15 protein-coding genes are annotated in these 16,261 nt (G+C 42.0%); 7 read left to right on the forward strand and 8 right to left on the reverse strand.

The genetic code is table 11. The annotated features are described in order from the left end of the window. Nucleotides 1-246: 246 nt before the first annotated feature. The 5 genes from HWQ23_RS13440 (at nucleotide 247) to HWQ23_RS13460 (ending at nucleotide 8,688) form a co-directional block, all read left to right on the forward strand. Nucleotides 247-2,790: a P-loop NTPase family protein gene (locus HWQ23_RS13440; RefSeq protein WP_292828989.1), complete on the forward strand. Its 2,544-nt coding sequence runs from the start codon at nucleotides 247-249 to the stop codon at nucleotides 2,788-2,790. Between the two features lie 53 nt (nucleotides 2,791-2,843). After that, nucleotides 2,844-3,707: an Rpn family recombination-promoting nuclease/putative transposase gene (locus HWQ23_RS13445; protein WP_292828991.1), complete on the forward strand. Its 864-nt coding sequence runs from the start codon at nucleotides 2,844-2,846 to the stop codon at nucleotides 3,705-3,707. 56 nt (nucleotides 3,708-3,763) lie between these two features. Further along, nucleotides 3,764-4,039 (forward strand): aspartate aminotransferase, encoded by a 276-nt coding sequence (locus HWQ23_RS13450; protein ID WP_292828993.1) that lies wholly within the window; start codon nucleotides 3,764-3,766, stop codon nucleotides 4,037-4,039. A gap of 379 nt (nucleotides 4,040-4,418) precedes the next feature. Continuing rightward, entirely contained in the window at nucleotides 4,419-7,394 is a 2,976-nt protein-coding gene (locus tag HWQ23_RS13455; protein ID WP_292828995.1) for an acetate and sugar kinases/Hsc70/actin family protein, read from the forward strand. Between the two features lie 202 nt (nucleotides 7,395-7,596). After that, the gene (locus HWQ23_RS13460) at nucleotides 7,597-8,688 is read left to right on the forward strand and encodes a hypothetical protein (protein ID WP_292828997.1); all 1,092 of its coding nucleotides are present in this window, start codon (nucleotides 7,597-7,599) and stop codon (nucleotides 8,686-8,688) included. Nucleotides 8,689-8,802: 114 nt separating this feature from the next. Here HWQ23_RS13460 and HWQ23_RS13465 read toward each other — a convergent pair whose 3' ends face one another. From HWQ23_RS13465 to HWQ23_RS13475, 3 genes are all read right to left on the reverse strand, one after another. Further along, entirely contained in the window at nucleotides 8,803-8,982 is a 180-nt protein-coding gene (locus HWQ23_RS13465) for a high light inducible protein (RefSeq protein ID WP_292828999.1), read from the reverse strand. 225 nt (nucleotides 8,983-9,207) lie between these two features. Beyond that, nucleotides 9,208-9,609, reverse strand: coding sequence for a type II toxin-antitoxin system VapC family toxin (locus HWQ23_RS13470; protein WP_292829001.1), 402 nt, complete (start codon nucleotides 9,607-9,609; stop codon nucleotides 9,208-9,210). Then, nucleotides 9,609-9,824: a hypothetical protein gene (locus tag HWQ23_RS13475; RefSeq protein ID WP_292829003.1), complete on the reverse strand. Its 216-nt coding sequence runs from the start codon at nucleotides 9,822-9,824 to the stop codon at nucleotides 9,609-9,611. Before HWQ23_RS13475 ends, HWQ23_RS13470 begins: the two co-directional genes overlap by 1 nt. 417 nt (nucleotides 9,825-10,241) lie before the next feature. Here HWQ23_RS13475 and HWQ23_RS13480 point away from each other — a divergent pair, with 417 nt between their 5' ends. Beyond that, entirely contained in the window at nucleotides 10,242-11,087 is an 846-nt protein-coding gene (locus HWQ23_RS13480; RefSeq protein ID WP_292829005.1) for a DNA adenine methylase, read from the forward strand. Here HWQ23_RS13480 and HWQ23_RS13485 read toward each other — a convergent pair. From HWQ23_RS13485 to HWQ23_RS13500, 4 genes are all read right to left on the reverse strand, one after another. After that, the gene (locus HWQ23_RS13485; protein WP_292829007.1) at nucleotides 11,048-12,091 is read right to left on the reverse strand and encodes an NAD-dependent epimerase/dehydratase family protein; all 1,044 of its coding nucleotides are present in this window, start codon (nucleotides 12,089-12,091) and stop codon (nucleotides 11,048-11,050) included. The genes HWQ23_RS13480 and HWQ23_RS13485 overlap by 40 nt on opposite strands. Further along, nucleotides 12,070-12,732 (reverse strand): ATP-dependent Clp protease proteolytic subunit, encoded by a 663-nt coding sequence (locus HWQ23_RS13490; protein WP_292829009.1) that lies wholly within the window; start codon nucleotides 12,730-12,732, stop codon nucleotides 12,070-12,072. The genes HWQ23_RS13485 and HWQ23_RS13490 overlap by 22 nt, the downstream gene beginning before the upstream one ends. Before the next feature lie 211 nt (nucleotides 12,733-12,943). Further along, a complete protein-coding gene (locus HWQ23_RS13495) occupies nucleotides 12,944-13,513 on the reverse strand; it encodes an SRPBCC family protein (RefSeq protein WP_292829011.1) in 570 nt (189 codons plus the stop codon). Further along, nucleotides 13,513-13,833, reverse strand: a complete 321-nt coding sequence (locus tag HWQ23_RS13500) for an ArsR/SmtB family transcription factor (RefSeq protein ID WP_229492935.1) — start codon at nucleotides 13,831-13,833, stop codon at nucleotides 13,513-13,515. Before HWQ23_RS13500 ends, HWQ23_RS13495 begins: the two co-directional genes overlap by 1 nt. A 227-nt stretch (nucleotides 13,834-14,060) precedes the next feature. Between HWQ23_RS13500 and trpD the strand changes: the two genes are divergently transcribed. Further along, the gene (trpD, locus tag HWQ23_RS13505; RefSeq protein ID WP_292829013.1) at nucleotides 14,061-15,128 is read left to right on the forward strand and encodes an anthranilate phosphoribosyltransferase; all 1,068 of its coding nucleotides are present in this window, start codon (nucleotides 14,061-14,063) and stop codon (nucleotides 15,126-15,128) included. Here trpD and HWQ23_RS13510 read toward each other — a convergent pair. Next, complete coding sequence (locus HWQ23_RS13510; protein ID WP_292829014.1) at nucleotides 15,058-16,104, reverse strand: retropepsin-like aspartic protease family protein; 1,047 nt, start codon at nucleotides 16,102-16,104, stop codon at nucleotides 15,058-15,060. The two genes, trpD and HWQ23_RS13510, sit on opposite strands and share 71 nt — an antisense overlap. Nucleotides 16,105-16,261 lie beyond the last annotated feature (157 nt).

Below are 16,261 nucleotides of genomic sequence, written 5' to 3' on the forward strand. Positions count from 1 at the left end.
TGTGGTATAAAAGCCCACTTTCTTCATTTATAATCCGGGATTATGACAAATGTATTCTTTTTTAATTTTCCAATTCAAACCCGATTTTTCAAAATTGTCTTGACCGTTTAAAATGCCTTATACCAAAATCGCAAATTAAATGATAGAAATGCTAAATGTGATATCAACACGTTGCAACAATGGCTAGCAATCGCGTTTTATATGTTATAAAGCTCACAGCAATTCATGTTAGGCGGAAACTACTCTATGGAACCAGATAAACTAGGCCGTTTTAAGGAGTACGGCGAATTCATCCTCCGAAAGATAGATTCTGTGCCCCACTACCCTTCCAAACAAGAAGATTGGGTTCCAGCTAGTCTTGACGACTGTCTCCTTCGTCTGCGGTCAGCTGCCCAGAAAACTGTAGACCTTGCAACTTCGACTGTCAAAATTGGTGTGATGGGGGAATTCAGCAGTGGGAAAACCTTACTTTTAGGCAGTCTCATTGGATATGCAGATGCTTTGCCAGTCAGTGAAAATCCGACTACAGGTAATGTTACTGCCATACATATTATACCACAAGATGAATTTACAACCACTCAATTAAGTAATTTTACTGTAGAGTATCTTTCTCATAAAGGAGTACATGAGTGTCTACGCTTCATGCTAGGGGAAGCCAATAAGCGGACAACAGCAGCCGGGCTTCCTCCTATACCTGTATCGAAACTCAACTCTGGGAAGGATATTATAAGCTGGTGTGAAGAAGCATGGAATAGTAGTAACAATTTGGAGCTACGTTATTTACTCCGGGAGTTGGTATTATTCCTGCGGGCTTATCACGCCTATGGGGAAGTTATGTGTGGTGTCCGCTACCAGATTGATGCTACCACTGCCCGCGAGGGGCTACAGCTAGTCGAACAGCCAATGGCAATCCAAACTCTGAAATTTGAGGATCTACCTCCAGCACACATCCAATTACCAAGTCCACCTCAGAGGCTGCCAACAAAGTTATTGCAAAACAGTTTCCCACTCATCCGCCGTGTAGATATCGATGTAAAAATATCACGGGAAATTTGGGATTTTGCAGACGCAGCTAAATTTATTCTCATCGACTTTCCAGGATTGGGGGCTGCTAATTCCGGGGCTAGGGATACGTTTTTGTCACTGCGGGAATTGGCAGAAGTACAGACAATTTTGGTATTGCTAAATGGTAAATCTCCTGGTAGCGATCGCGCCAATAAAATCTTTACGATGATGCAGCAGCAGCGACCGGGACAAGACCTGAAAGATTTAATTCTCGTCGGTGTGGGTCGCTTCGATCAACTACCCCTAGATAGCGAGGGTGGCGAAAGAGAACTTGACCAACTGATTGAAGATAGCCCAGATTTGCAGGAAGAAACCGTTTTCCAAAAACTCAAAGTTCTGCAAACTACCATTGATGGTGCAGAAGCGTTTACAACCCAAAAAGACCGCATCGTTTTACTGTCACCACTGTTGGGACTGGCCGAATTAGCAAAACGTTCTAGTACAGTCAAAGCAGGCTCACCAGAGTTTTTGGCTAACTTAGATTATCCTGATTACCTAGATCGGTCTAAACGGCTACAAGAGAAATGGGAGCTATTAAGTGAACAGCTACTAGAATCTGACGCTCGTAGCTATTTGGGCAGACAGCTAGGTTACTTTAGTCAAGATGGGGGACTTAGTAAGCTGCGGGAATTGATTCAAACCCACGTAGCTACTCATGGTCTAAAGCAATTGTATGAAGATACTAAAAGAGCTGCTGATGTGGTGAGTCAGCAACAAGATCACTTGAAAGACATCATAGATGAAATTCACGAGCAAGGTATCCCCACAGGCGATAGTCCCGCTTTTATGGAATTGCGCTTTGTGGTCGAAAGCTTGGATAAAATCTATAGGAATTTTCAAAAAGATTTAGGGAAAGAACCACTCAAAGACCGACGCGGTGTTGTCGTCAGCGATGTAGTAAAAGACGAACTCACTTTTAGAATCCTCAATTGGAACCAGTGGACTTTACTCTTCAACAAAGCGAACAATGGAGCGATCGCTCTGGCAGAATCTAAAGGTGCAGCCGGGAAATTATTTGATCGAGGAAACCGTGTCAATAGTTCCCTTCCGACTAAGAGCGATGATTTTTATCCAGTATTTGAGAAAACCGTTAAAGAAGTAGAAGATTTTGCCCGCGATCGCATCCATCAAGCAGTGGTAGATTTGTTGAATCAATTGTCAATTTTTGTAGCCCTAGAACGCGAACAATTGCAGGCATTTTTCCACCCAGAGATGGAACAAGAAATCGAAGAAAAATTTGGTTTTGAAGATGCTGATCTCTTTTACAAATTATTACTAGGATGCGACCCTAACGAATGGAAAGAAGCAATCATCTCCGAAATTACTAGTAAAGACAAAACCGTTGCACCCGAAATCATCTTCCCTTTAGCGCGTCAAGACGAGAAACACAACGTTGGTCAAATCTTTGACTGGGCACCAGAGAAAAGCCAAGCTTTACCCAGATCGAGCAACCACCAACTTTTTGTACTGCGACTCCGAGATGAAATTACTGCTAGCGCCAGTCTTCATCTTGTGCAGTATGTTAGCGAAGTTAATCAGCGAATTAATTCCGAACTAGAAGGTATTTTGGATCAAGTTATTCCTAGTTTGCAAAACCTTTCAAAGAAAGAAACTTTGCTAAGATATTTGGCGGCTGGAGAATTGCCATCTGAGATACCAATTCCTACTTGGTTGCAGATTCTTTCAGAAATTTCGGCTGTTTCTTACTCAGATGATTTTATCTGAGCTAACTCAGAAAATGACTGATTGCGATCGGGTACGGATATGAGGATGTATTTGTGAGACGTGATGCGATTTTTTATACAATTTTCAAGCGTGTCCCAGGATTGTTTTTCGAGTTAGTAGAACAACCACCAGCAGAAGCTAGTAGCTATCGCTTTGAATCAGTTGAAGTTAAAGAACCAACATTTCGGATTGATGGGGTATTTTTACCTCCACCTGATGCAACATCTCAGATGATCTTTTTTGCTGAGGTACAATTCCAAAAAGCGGAAAGTGCGGTCTTGGGGTCTCCCCAAGTAGAGCAACTTTCCAAGACAGATGAGTTATTGTACCATCGGTTTTTCTCAGAATCCATGCTGTATATGTATCGTAACCCGTCGCTTTACGATGACTGGTACGGAGTAATTATTTTACAGTCTCGCAGCTTGGAACCGGAAAAAACCACTATTCACAGATCATTACTGAACAGTTCCCAAGTACAACGAATTTATTTAGATGAGTTAGGTAGTCCTGATGAGCAAAAAGTAGGTATCAGTTTGATGCAGTTGACTATTGCCTCAGAGACTCAAATGGTGCAAGAAGCGAAACGTTTAATTGAGCGGGTGCAACAAGAACAGATAACTGTCTTAGCTAAGGAGGAGATAATAGATGTAATCACAACGATTGCAGTTTATAAATTTGCCAACTTAAGTCGTGAAGAGGTAGAGGCTATGTTAGGAGTTAAGTTAGAAGAAACTCGAGTTTATCAAGAAGCTAAACAAGAGGGGATGGAACTAGGATTAGAACTAGGAATCCAACGAGGACGAGAACAAGCAAAACTTGAACTTGTACCTCAGTTCTTAGCCCTTGGTATGTCGATGGAAGAGGTTGCCCAATTACTTAATTTAACTATCGAACAAGTAAGGCTTGCAGCTAAGTAATCAAAACAATTACTGGTTATAAATTTGCCAACTTAAGTCGTGAAGAGGTAGAGGCGATGTTTGAAATTAATTTACAAGAAACTAGGGTTTATCGAGAAGCTAAAGAAGAAGGACGACAAGAAGGACTAAAACAAGCACTAGAAGAAATACGAGAAAAAGGACGAGAACAAGGAATACAACAAGGACGAGAACAAGCAAAACTTGAACTTATACCTCGGTTCTTAGCTTATGGTATCTCGATAGAAGAAGTTGCCCAGTTACTGAATTTAACTATCGAAAAAGTTGAACAAGTAAGACTTGCAACTGAGCAAGAATCTTCGACATCAACTTAGTAACTGCCCTAATTTTCATAGCGATGCCTAGTTTGGGTTACGCCTACGTCCTTTCTATATAAAAGCGTAGCCCAACGTAGATATCGCGCCAAATAAAAAAGCCAGTGCTAAAGAGAATCAGTGATACAAGACCAACGATTAAAAGTCTTTACCACAAGTAAGTAGAGCGGTGTGAATAATTCAAGGTTTGTAGTGAGGGCTTCAGCCATCATTTGAGGACTAAAGTCCTCACTACGAACTAATCTCAAGATTTTTTACATTACTTAATCTAGTTTGATTTATTCTCACGGACTTACTTATCCTCTAAATTTGTCATTTTATGATACAACACCACAGTTTTTAGTCGGCTATAAAACAAACAACAGAAAGTGATACTATAATGAACCCTTTTCAAGTCACCAAATATAGTGATCAAGAACCAAGCGAGAAACAACAAAAAAGATTTCCAGGGTGGTTTGCTTTAGATTTTGGTACGTCGAATTCGACAGTCACACTTTTCGATCCAATTGAAGTACCGATCGCAGAAATTTTACCCAAAGAACAAGAAATACGCTTACGCGATCGCTTATCACAATGGCTAAGTTCTCCCGCCTCAGTGGCTTTACCAGATGTCAGCAATGATGATTGGGAAAAGTTTATCGCAGAAATTAGCAAAAACCTGGAAATAGAACCCAGCCGATTGAGTGAAGTCTTTGAAAGTGACAATAAAGAGCGATTTTTGGAAGCAATTCGCCAAATTGAGCTTTCTTTAGGAAACAGCGAGAGGTTCCGCCGTGCTGTCAGCAAAAAACTTTACCAAATCTATCATGAGGTGTTCCGTGTTCCTACCCTAGAGTCGCAAAATCTGATCCCAGTTGTGCTGGATATCGATCGCCGCGATACGGAAATTCCTAGCGAGTCGGAAATTTCGCAGTTAGGAGACTTAAAACTGCGGATGGGTAGGGAAGCTAGAGATAACAGAAAAAAAGCGATCGCTCAAGGTACAAGCAGTTCTTTAAAGGAAATTATCAGCAGGTTTCATCATTCACCCAAACGCTATTTTGGTCAGGAGCGATCGTTTTCAGTTATTTTGGATGGTGAAGAAGAAACAATTACCGCAAATCAACTGATTCAATCTGCTTGGGCGCATTTAATCGAGTTAACTGAAGATTATCGCCAACGCGCACGACGCAGATTTTCAGAAGGAAATTTTTTGACAGCAGTTGTCACTTACCCAACTGTCGCCCCACCGGTTGTTCGCAAGGAAGTTAGGGAACTGGTTGAACAGTTGGGGATCGATGATGTGCAAACTGCTTATGATGAAGCCGTTTCCGTGGCGATATTCTTTTTATGGCGAGAATTTGGCGGTAATCTCAACATTGGTATTGAGTCATTCAAAACCCGTTGTCATCAAGCAGGAAACAAATGGTCACAAAATGTCCTCGTCTTGGACATTGGTGGGGGAACCACAGACTTAGCTTTAATTGAACTCACCTTAGAAGATAAAACCCCTACCTTTACCGACTATGAAGACCGAGGTTTAGGAGGACGTTACTATAAACTCACCCCCAAACTATTAGGTTCATCTGGTCATTTGCAATTAGGTGGTGAGTTAATTACACTGCGAATTTTTAGATTATTAAAAGTTGCGATCGCAGACTTTTTGTTGACAGCAGTAACAACAGGTGATATTGAAAACGAAAAGCTAGAAGATTTAATTAACTCTGAGTTAAACGAGCGGTTCTTAGAACAAGGAAAATTCAAAAGTGGCAGTCTTTTAAAATGTCTGGACAAAGAGAATCCCGAAGGTGATATCGCTTACAAAGATGCGCTTGATACTGCCGAGAAAGTATTGCCTACCCGTTGGCAACAAGCACCCCAACGCCTGCAATCTTTTTATATTCTCTGGGATCATGCAGAAGCAGCTAAACTGAAACTGGGACAAAAGCCACCAACAGATAATTCTCTATTAACCTTCACACTTTCTGAGCAGCAAATTTCCGAACTGCTCACCCAAAGCGCCGTTAAATTGCAAGTCAATGATCCAAATAGCATCTGCGTTACCCTAGATAACCAGCAATTTGAACGAGCCGCCGCTTCCGGTATTAAAGAAGCGATTGGTATTGCCAAAGGATTAATGGAAAGTCGTTTGCGTCCCGATGATCTCACCAAAGATTTTTGGAATTCCCAAAAAGTTGATTGGTTAATTTTGTCTGGTAAAACTTGTAATCTCGATATAGTGCAGCGCCAAATCTACCAGGAATTTAGTAAGTCTCCATATTTTGTCTGGAATCCAGAACGAATTACCTTTGTGCTGGAATTTACTAAGCTAGCCACCTCCGCCGGTGCTTGCTATGCCGAGAAACTGCGAAGATTGAGATTCGATCCAGAAGAGTCTAAAAGCTTGCTGCGTAAGGGAGCCAACCAGCTAGAAATTGATGTCAAAAACCTATTTTATTATTTGCCCTGCAACTTCAAACGCAAAACCCAAAGCAACGATTTGTTAACTATATTCAAAGCTGGACAAGAACTCTATCAACTCGCACCTTGGGAAACTGTCGCCAAAGTTCGTACTCAATGGCAAGGCATACAATTAACTAATATCATCTATCGTCAAGACTACGAGGATGGAGATTTACGACTTTGGGGTAGCTTTGACGGCAAAAACCTGATGAAGAAGCTAGGAATGGAAGAAGTAGAGTTTCTGAAAAAAATCAAAGTCCAGTTTGAGATTGACCAAACCCTGGAATTTAATGTGTTGCTTTGTCAGGGGAATCCCCATTATTTAATTGATATTCCTGGTATTGATTTGGGATCGGTAGTTTCAGAAACATCAGCGCTATTTACTGATGGTAAATTGAACTGGAATATTGCAGTGGAGCGCTTCAATAAAGACTTGAACGATGGTGATATTGCCGTCAATGTTATTGAGTCAGCAACTGTTGATCAACCAGATGCCTATCATCTTGTATTTGAAGTAGGAAATGATGGTAGTAGAAGGTTTCAAAAATTTCACTATTTGCGCGATGGGGTAACGCAACCAGGAAGCGGGTTAATTAGTAATCCTTTACCTCCCTTCCCGCAAACTGGCCAGCACACTTTCTATGTTTACCAAACAGATGCCGAAACCAACTGTAAAAAATGGATACGAATTGGCGCACTCAGCAAACCAGATGTAACTACCGATTACCCTTGCCAATATCGTGTAACTCTCGATGATCAAGGTATTCTGCGGATGCACGCTGGTGAAGTCCCTTACTGGACATCAAAAAGTCAGGAATGCCTAAAAGAAGAGGGATGCGTTTATGTTGCTGAATTAGAGTTGCAGCCCAACGAAGTTGATAAAGAACGCGATCCATTTTGTGGCATACATTAACTGGAGTGATCATAGCCTCACGCAAATGCATTAAACCTCTGCGTTCCTTTGCGCCAACTTTTGCGCTCCTGGAGCGTTTAAAAAATTAATGTTTTTAAACCCAAAGGAACGCAGAGTAAACGCATAGGGGCGCAGAGTTTTGCCAAATTGAATTCGCTACGAATTAATGATCACATACAGGTAATATTTGGAAGTGATATTCATGCAGCACTTGCATCAGCTATTAGAAATAAAAAACTCGGAATTAGCCCGGTTACTGCGGTTGAGCCTGTATGGACTAGAGGCTACCTTAAATCAGGCTCGCACAGAATTTCCGCTAGATCCAGGAGCTAAGGTATGCGATGATGTGCTGCAAGAACTTCATAGCCTGTTGCAACCTGCGCCCCCACAGCAAAATACTGGTTGGGAAGATGCGCCAGATGATTTAAAACTAAGTCAACTCCGGGAAGCTTTCGATTCTGACTCAGAACTTAGTTATTATCTGGGTAATTCCCAACTGCAAAGCCAAACAGATTCTGATTTATGGAATGAGATTCAACGCAAACTGCTGCGAGTTCCAGAGGATTTGGCTGCATCTTGGCGATCGCGCACCTTGGATATGGCTCAAGAAGTTGGTGCGATCGCAGATCATTCTAATACCTTTCAACTTCCGTTTATCCGCGATGAAATTATCTACCCCGGTCTTAGTGGTACTATTCAAACTCAGGGATTGAGCTTGTCTCAACAAGGACTTTTAAATTATAAAGTTACTCAAGATAATACATCAGATATATTAGCAGGATTCCTATATTTATATCTAAAATTGATTGAAATTGACCCGGATTTACATCATGCCTTAAAGAGCGTTTTTAGCTTCGATGTTATCTCTTTACACTCCAAACCAGAACAGCGCCATCAATATATTGATGCTTTAAGCGATCGCTTCCAACGCACCAAAAAAACTGAGGAAAATACTGATCCTCTATCAATTCTACGTGCCTGGATTGACATGGACGAAGCGATACATTCCCTAGTCTTTATACCACCGGCTGAACGCTATTCTTGGTGGGGAAAGCTACAACATGAATCACGACGCATCCTGAAAAAAGTCACTGATCAGGCAAATAATGCAGGTAATGAAGTGCGAATTCGCCAATTATCGGGACTTTATGCAGATATCTGTGCTTTATCTAAGGATGACTTACAACTAGACTGTGGTGGTATTCCTGGCGAAGTCTTAACTTGTCTTCGGGTATATGCGCGAATTAATCAGGAAGAATCTCCAGGTCGTGTAATATTTCGCTCATCACGGTAGGGTAATTGCGGATTTTTCGCAAGTTTTCTAATTCTTGAGATTATCAGGCAAGGCAGACAATTTTGCTAATCCCCGCCTTGCCTCATAATCTAATGAAGGTAAAAACGTTTAAATCTAGAGGATGCCCCAGAAGTGTAAAATCCCTTGACCAGAAAAGGCTTCAAGTAGAACGACAGATAAAAAACCAATCATTGCAAAACGACCGTTCCAGTTTTCGCTCTGAGGAGTGAAGCCCCAGCGCAAAGCATTAGGATCTTCTGGAACCGAAAGCGTAGTCTTCTTGACGTCTGCCATAAATAATACTCCGAGCTTTTATGTTGTAACAGTTATAACTGCCTGTAAAGTAATGTAACAGACTTTTACAAAAATGCAACACTTAATTGGAGCAAAAATGAAATTTAGTTAGCTAGCATATATTAAGTATACGTAATTTACCGTTAATATGCTGGGCGAGAGCTAGACACTGACCAAAAACTTGAAATTGATACACATTATCCCCGTTAGGGGAAGAGGTTATGTTCAGAAGGCAGAAGGCAGAAGTTGAACCCGATCAGAAAACTTTTCTGCAAACTTGCGATCAAAGGTGATTACTTGAACTTGCTCTTGAATTGCGGCGGCAACAAACACCGCATCATAAAAAGAATGGTTTTTCTGTACTGCTAGCTCTAGCGCAGTATCTCGAATATCAATAACAGGAATAATTTTAGTTACCAATGATTCCGCATCTTTCAAAACCTCAAGCCCAATAGTTAGCGGTAGCTGTCTAAATACAATCCATTGCCATACAACATTACCCAATTCAGCAAAGAAAGAATCGGGAACAATAATTTGTTCCGCTCTTTCTAAAGCAGAAAGTGCTTGCTCATGTTGAGATTCTACACGTAACAAAGCATACACGAAAACCATCGTATCAATCACCATCAAAGTCGTCCTTGTTCTTTCCACTCTTGCAGTTGGCTGCTCGACTGAATCGGCAATATCTCCCAACGTTTACGGATTCGAGCGATCGCTGCTTTTCTTGTTGACTCATTTGCTCCCTTCACTTCTGCCAGCAGGTAGCTAATTAACCTCAGCCGTGCTGAGTTTGAGAGGTCTTTCGTTTGATTCATCAGTTCTTGTAGCTGTTCTTGACTCATTTAGTGCTCCTTAATGGCATCCCGAATATCTTGTAAAATGTTGTGATAAAATTTCCCGTTGGTCATCAAAGCTTTTTATCTCATCTCATTCCATCATTTTCTCTCATCCCTTGCTAAATCTCTGCCTCCAACGGGAGCCAAATTGCCTCCGCATTACCCAAAGGTTTCGAGTAATTTTCCCTTTAGCTTCTGGTTTAACTCACTTTTTGCGTAGTTTAACAAATCTTCTAGACTCGCAACCGAATTAAGGACTTGGCGGCCTTGCGTCCGAACTCATGGTGGAAGCATTAACCTCAGTTACGCTACAGGAGCAGACAATGAAAGCATTAATGGTGATTTAGTCAGAGCATACAACAATAGTTTTTAGCAAACAAATTGAGTGTTTCTATTACCCTAAGTGTGACATTTATACGAATTATGCTCAAAAGTCCCCTACGATATCCTGGTGGTAAGTCGAAAGCAATAAATCAAATAGTCGAATATTTACCAGAGAGCTTTTCAGAATTTCGAGAGCCTTTTGTCGGTGGTGGTTCTGTATTCATTTATTTAAGACAAAAGTTCCCTAATCTAAAGATTTGGATTAACGATTTAAACCGCGAACTCTTCTTATTCTGGAAGTTTGCCCAATCTGATTTATCTAAGTTAGTTAAAGAAATTCGACATATTAAAGTTAAATATACAGATGGCAAATTACTCTTTGCAGAATTAACAAGTGTAGATGTCAACAATTTATCTGATTTTGAAAGAGCCGTTCGCTTTTTTGTCCTCAATAGAATTACTTTTTCAGGAACTGTAGAATCAGGTGGCTTTTCCCAAGAAGCTTTTTATAAAAGATTTACTGATTCTTCAATAGAACGATTAGAAAAATTAGAATATATTCTGGACAAAAATGTTCAAATTACTAATTTGGATTACAGCCACCTATTAAAATCAGAAGGGGAAGATGTATTTATATTTTTAGATCCGCCATATTTTAGTGCTACAAAATCAAAACTATATGGTAAAGACGGTGACTTGCACACTTCTTTTGAACATCACAGATTTGCTAACCTTTTGCAACAATGTCATCATCGCTGGCTAATTACCTACGATGACTCACCGCAGATTCGAGAAAATTTTCAATCGGCTAATATCTCAGCATGGGAATTACAGTATGGGATGAATAACTATAAGCAGAGTGGTGCGGCTAAAGGAAAAGAGTTATTCATTACTAACTACGAAGTTCAACGGAATTTAGACAAAATCGCATCTTCTATTGCATAGTCCAGCAACCACGGTGTCGCAAACTGCTGCGGTTCTTGAGGTGGATGAGTCCTCTGCCAATCAATGGTTTGCCGCAACGCTTCATCTAACGGTACAATTTCCTTGTATCCCAACTCTTGACGGATACGAGTTGAGTCTACAAACCAATCTTGCTCTGCATTGAGAGGTAATTTCCACTCTGATGGTAACTGGCTTTTGGGTACGATAACAACTTTGCCCTGCCATCCTGCTATTTTCCCGACTCTGGTGATGCGTTGAGCTTCGGTAAGTGCTTCTACATCAGCGACATGATAAATGCGACCAGTTGCGCGTTCATTTGTCACTGCTAGTGCGATCGCATACGCTACATTTTCTACATAGCCGTAAGAGCCACGCCATCGAGCCGTACTGTCTTCCAAAACAATCGCAGGACGGTTATCATCCATCCGCCGAAGATAGGAATACAGGCGATGCCGGAAATCTCTGGAACCATATACCATTGGCAGGCGTATAATCGTTCCGGGTAAGTTGGATGCCATCACCACCTGCTCCACCAGAATCTTTTCATAATCAATTGGGACAGCGATCGGTCTAGAGGGCATTTCCCGGTATGGACAGAGTTGTTGGCGCAGGGGCGAATCTTCAGTAAGTGGTACAGGTACAACATCAGATTCCTTACGCCAAAGTACATCGTATGCACGATACACATCCATACTGCTGATTACAACAACACGCTGGGCAATATCCTCAAATGTGTTCGTGAGAGTGAGTGCATCTTGTTCGTTATAGGCAATCATATCTACCACAACTTGAGGCGAAAGCTGCCTAAACTTGCTTTTCATCTCCAAAAGATGGGAGCGATCGCCCAAAATTTCATGCACATTTGGTGGTAAGTTAGTTGTAGTTTTTCCGCGATGAAATACGCTCACTTCATGACCCATTGCAATCAGTTGACGAACTACAGGAGGGCCAATAAAATTTGTCCCACCAATGACGAGTATTTTCATTTTTGGTTTCCATTCCATTGCTGTTTATCGATATTAGAGTTATTTGCAGATTGAATAGATGCAGATGTTTTCCAGATGATACTGTCAATTAAACCGTAAGCTTTTGCTTCTTCGGCACTCATGAAAAAGTCACGTTCCGAGTCCAGTTCAATCTGCGCTGGCGATTTACCAGTATTGGCAGCGAGTATTTTGTTAATTAATTGGCGGAAATACAACATTTCTTTGGCTGCAATTTCAATATCAGATGCTTTTCCCTGAGTGCCTCCTGATGGTTGATGAATCATAATTCGAGCATTTGGTAAAGCATATCTTTTGCCATTAGTTCCAGCAGCAAGCAAGAATGATCCCATTGAAGCAGCAAGACCGATGTATACAGTACATACTTCTGAACGAATTTGATTTATGGCATCGTAAATAGCCATTCCTGCTGTCACCGAACCTCCAGGACTGTTAATATACAATGTGATATCTTGCTCTGGATCTTCAGCATCAAGAAATAGCATTTGTGCAACGATGAGGTTAGCTGTCTCGTCTGTAACTTCGTTTCGCAAAAAGATAATTCGCTCTGCAAGTAAGCGTGAATAAATGTCTAATGCTCGTTCCCCTCTATCTGATTGTTGAATAATCATTGGAATGCTGATTTGAGTCTGGTCATTCATATTTGATATCTCCAAAAAAGATAAAATAACTCCTCAAATATTCCCGTTTCAAAAATAAAACTTGGAATAATCAAGTCTGTTTAGTCATATTTAATTTTCCCAAAGCTCAATTTAATTTGCCTTGGCTAATACTTATCTGAGTACAGATGATAATGTTGCCAATCTTTGAATTTAAATGTAGATATTGGCGTGCAATATGTGAATTTCCGCTTTAACTGGTGCAATGTGTGACTAAGATTTGCGGTAGCTTTTCATGCAAACTGTAGTTCCATCCACCATTGAGAAAATAACTAAGAACGATACTATCTAATGCCTTATATCTACCAACGGGTATTGATGAGAATACAGTGCTGCGATTATTTGGTGCTAGTGTCTGTGTCCCTGCCTTGGACTCAGGCATAAATTTGCCTTGCCAGGGTTGGGAAAGTTGCATTGGTTCATTTGGCTTGATGGCTTTTTGAATCAAACCTTTATGTTCGAGTAGAAGTTTCGTACCCCCAACTACGGGTTGGATTGTCCAGGTAACAATTGAAGGCTGGCACATCATACTGTCTTGCCAAGTGAAGGCAAGGCATCTTGGCTCATCGAGTTCAATTACCTCACAGTCTATGTTTCCCTCCAGCCCTGGTAGTGTCGAATGCAAAAATCGGAATTTGTGTCCCAAACGCGGCTCAAAGTCGTTTTCCATTAACCATACTGCCAATGCCTGACGGTTAGTGAGTACCTGCCAAACCCGTTGGGGAGGATAGGGATAAAACACTTCCATATTCAATCGGAGCATCAATTTTCCTCCAAATAATTGCCAAGGGCATCGAGTTTTTCTTGCCAAAATTGCTCGTAATGAGCAATCCATTCAGATATCTGTTTCAATGGCTCCGGGTTTAACCGATAGAAGCGCTGTCGCCCTGCTTTCCGCATTTGTACTAAGCCTGCTTCGCAAAGAATCTGTAAGTGCTGAGAAATAGCTGGCAAGCTCATGGCAAATGGCTGGGCTAGTTCTTTGACTGGTTGCTCACCACTACGTAACAGATCCAGTAGCGCCCTGCGTGTGGGATCTGCGATCGCCACAAAAACATCGGCACTGGCAGCAGGTCTACTCATTCCAATTAACCATATATTTAAGCAAACGCTTAACTATTTATAGAATACATAAGTAATTGCTTAAATGTCAACCCCTAAGAATAGCAAAAGCTATCGTTGGTGTACTTCAGCTGATCTCCGTTCTGATCAGGTACAAAGCCAATCAGTTGGATTTTAGTTTCCCAAGCTTGGCTGCTACTTTCTCATTTTTCGGTAGGATAGCTCCCATACCCACAAAAACCTTAGCTATGATAACTTCCCCGATCGCTGCTCAAGAATCCTCTGTTAGCTGGTATATCCTGCTGCAACAATTAATAGATGGGCAATCCTTGTCTCGTACTCAAGCTGCTGAATTGATGCAAGGTTGGCTCAGTGAAGCGGTTCCCCCAGAGTTATCAGGGGCTATTTTAACAGCGCTGAACTTTAGAGGCATTTCTGCTGACGAGTTAACCGGCATGGCTGAAGTATTACAATCTCAATGTTCTCCACTCAGCGCTCACCAGTCAGCACTGACTACTGTAATAGATACCTGTGGCACTGGCGGAGATGGGTCATCAACCTTTAATATTTCCACAGCAGTTGCATTTGTTGCCGCAGCCTATGGTATACCCGTCGCCAAACACGGCAATCGTTCAGCGTCAAGTCTCACGGGAAGTGCAGATGTATTAGAAGCCTTGGGTGTAAACTTGAGTGCCTCTAGCGAAAAAGTGCAAGCCGCACTACAAGAAGTGGGGATCACTTTCTTGTTTGCCCCTGGTTGGCATCCAGCACTCAAGGCGGTTGCCTCATTACGGCGGACTTTGAAAGTACGAACAATTTTTAATTTGCTCGGGCCGTTAGTAAATCCCTTGCGTCCTACTGGGCAGGTGGTAGGGTTATTTACTCCTAAGCTTTTGGCAACAGTTGCCGAAGCTTTACAGAATTTGGGCAAGGAAAAGGCGATTGTGCTGCACGGGCGAGAAAAACTTGATGAGGCTGGGTTAGGAGATGAAACTGACTTAGCGGTGTTATCAGATGGAGAAGTGCAGTTAACTACGATTAATCCCCTAGATTTGGATCTAACGCCTGCTACCATAGGCATGATTCGGGGTGGAGATGTCCAAGAGAATGCACTGATTCTCAAGGCGGTGCTGCAAGGTAAGGGAACTCAAGCACAACAGGATGTAGTTGCCTTAAATGCGTCGTTGGCGCTGCAAGTAGGGGGTGCGATCGCATTCCTCGATCACGCCCAAGGTATTAAAATCGCTAAGGATATTCTACAAAGCGGCGCGGCTTGGACGAAGTTGGAACAGTTAGTTGAGTTTCTGGGGAATTGATTGGCGATCGCAGTTGCGGGCGAAATTCTACCACATTACGTTTGATGGTGACATCGTAGTTGCCAAAAAAGTCATGTCCTAAAAGTCCAGTTTCAAGTTCCGCACCGGCGATCGCTACTGCTACTTTATTCACTATTACCCCGCCAACTGCCATCGAATTAACATAGCCCACAGGAAATTCTACAGCTCTAGAACTAGCGGTGTTTGCCTTCGCTTTCCCGACTGGGACGATTCCCAAAGCATTGGCCATATCTTGGGTGATGACAGTGCCACTGGCTCCGGTATCCACAATCATCTCAAATTGTTGCTGACCATTGAAGGTGACTTCGACAATTGGCGTGCCACCAATCCGCCTTTTAATCGGGGCTGTAAATACTGCTTCATCGGGAATCAGCACTACTGATGAAGGCAAACCTGGCTCTGGTGATAACGGTTTTGTTGCTACAGGAGGTGATACAGGTAAGGTGAATTTTGGTGTGGTTGCTCTATGGGGAACAACAATTACTATTTTCTGAGGTTCGGCAACGCGCACAGGGCGAGGATTGGCTTGCTGTCGGGCATATCTGATTTGCCGCCGATATTCAGTAATTTTGGTTTGAGCGATCGCAAATTCTACGCTTTGTCGCCGCACTTTTCGCATCAGCGTGATCGCTTCTTGGTACTGACTCACCACCAAATTCCAATCCTCTGGAGATTGAGCAGATTGGCTAATACTCCAAGCGCCAACAGCTTTGTCTCGCCCCATCTCAAAAAGACTTGGTTCACTTTCAGACGGTAGCGGCTGCGCTTTGGGGGTAGCTGCTGGTGTTACTGGTTTGACAGTAGGCTGTACTGATGCCAGATCCCCAATTGGCGTGGGTTGCTCATTGCCACCAGTTGCAGTGTTCCGTTTGTCTTCACTACAGGCAACACACAAAACTGCTAAAGCGCTTGATAGAAAAATTAGGGTTGCACGGGATAAAAAGGACTGAAGCATAATTAATTTTAACTGCCCAAGCTTTGCCAAATCCACTCCCGCTACTTTATTTAATTCCCTTTTAATTTTAATTAACTATCCTAAAAATTCCCAATTGCTAAACTCATGGGATAATTAACAATCGCAGTATTGGCAAATCGGCAAGAATTTTCCCAAT

This window comes from Nostoc sp. JL33 (assembly GCF_017114985.1).
Lineage (GTDB): Bacteria > Cyanobacteriota > Cyanobacteriia > Cyanobacteriales > Nostocaceae > Nostoc.

Bases quoted from the DNA above. Each gene is read 5' to 3' on its own strand.
- HWQ23_RS13490 (WP_292829009.1), bottom strand. From the start codon at position 12,732: ATGAATGACCAGACTCAAATCAGCATTCCAATGATTATTCAACAATCA.
- HWQ23_RS13440 (WP_292828989.1), top strand. From the start codon at position 247: ATGGAACCAGATAAACTAGGCCGTTTTAAGGAGTACGGCGAATTCATC.
- HWQ23_RS13450 (WP_292828993.1), top strand. From the start codon at position 3,764: ATGTTTGAAATTAATTTACAAGAAACTAGGGTTTATCGAGAAGCTAAA.
- HWQ23_RS13510 (WP_292829014.1), bottom strand. From the start codon at position 16,104: ATGCTTCAGTCCTTTTTATCCCGTGCAACCCTAATTTTTCTATCAAGC.
- HWQ23_RS13485 (WP_292829007.1), bottom strand. From the start codon at position 12,091: ATGGAATGGAAACCAAAAATGAAAATACTCGTCATTGGTGGGACAAAT.
- HWQ23_RS13460 (WP_292828997.1), top strand. From the start codon at position 7,597: ATGCAGCACTTGCATCAGCTATTAGAAATAAAAAACTCGGAATTAGCC.
- trpD (WP_292829013.1), top strand. From the start codon at position 14,061: ATGATAACTTCCCCGATCGCTGCTCAAGAATCCTCTGTTAGCTGGTAT.
- HWQ23_RS13500 (WP_229492935.1), bottom strand. From the start codon at position 13,833: ATGAGTAGACCTGCTGCCAGTGCCGATGTTTTTGTGGCGATCGCAGAT.
- HWQ23_RS13465 (WP_292828999.1), bottom strand. From the start codon at position 8,982: ATGGCAGACGTCAAGAAGACTACGCTTTCGGTTCCAGAAGATCCTAAT.
- HWQ23_RS13495 (WP_292829011.1), bottom strand. From the start codon at position 13,513: ATGCTCCGATTGAATATGGAAGTGTTTTATCCCTATCCTCCCCAACGG.
- HWQ23_RS13475 (WP_292829003.1), bottom strand. From the start codon at position 9,824: ATGAGTCAAGAACAGCTACAAGAACTGATGAATCAAACGAAAGACCTC.
- HWQ23_RS13455 (WP_292828995.1), top strand. From the start codon at position 4,419: ATGAACCCTTTTCAAGTCACCAAATATAGTGATCAAGAACCAAGCGAG.
- HWQ23_RS13470 (WP_292829001.1), bottom strand. From the start codon at position 9,609: ATGGTGATTGATACGATGGTTTTCGTGTATGCTTTGTTACGTGTAGAA.
- HWQ23_RS13480 (WP_292829005.1), top strand. From the start codon at position 10,242: ATGCTCAAAAGTCCCCTACGATATCCTGGTGGTAAGTCGAAAGCAATA.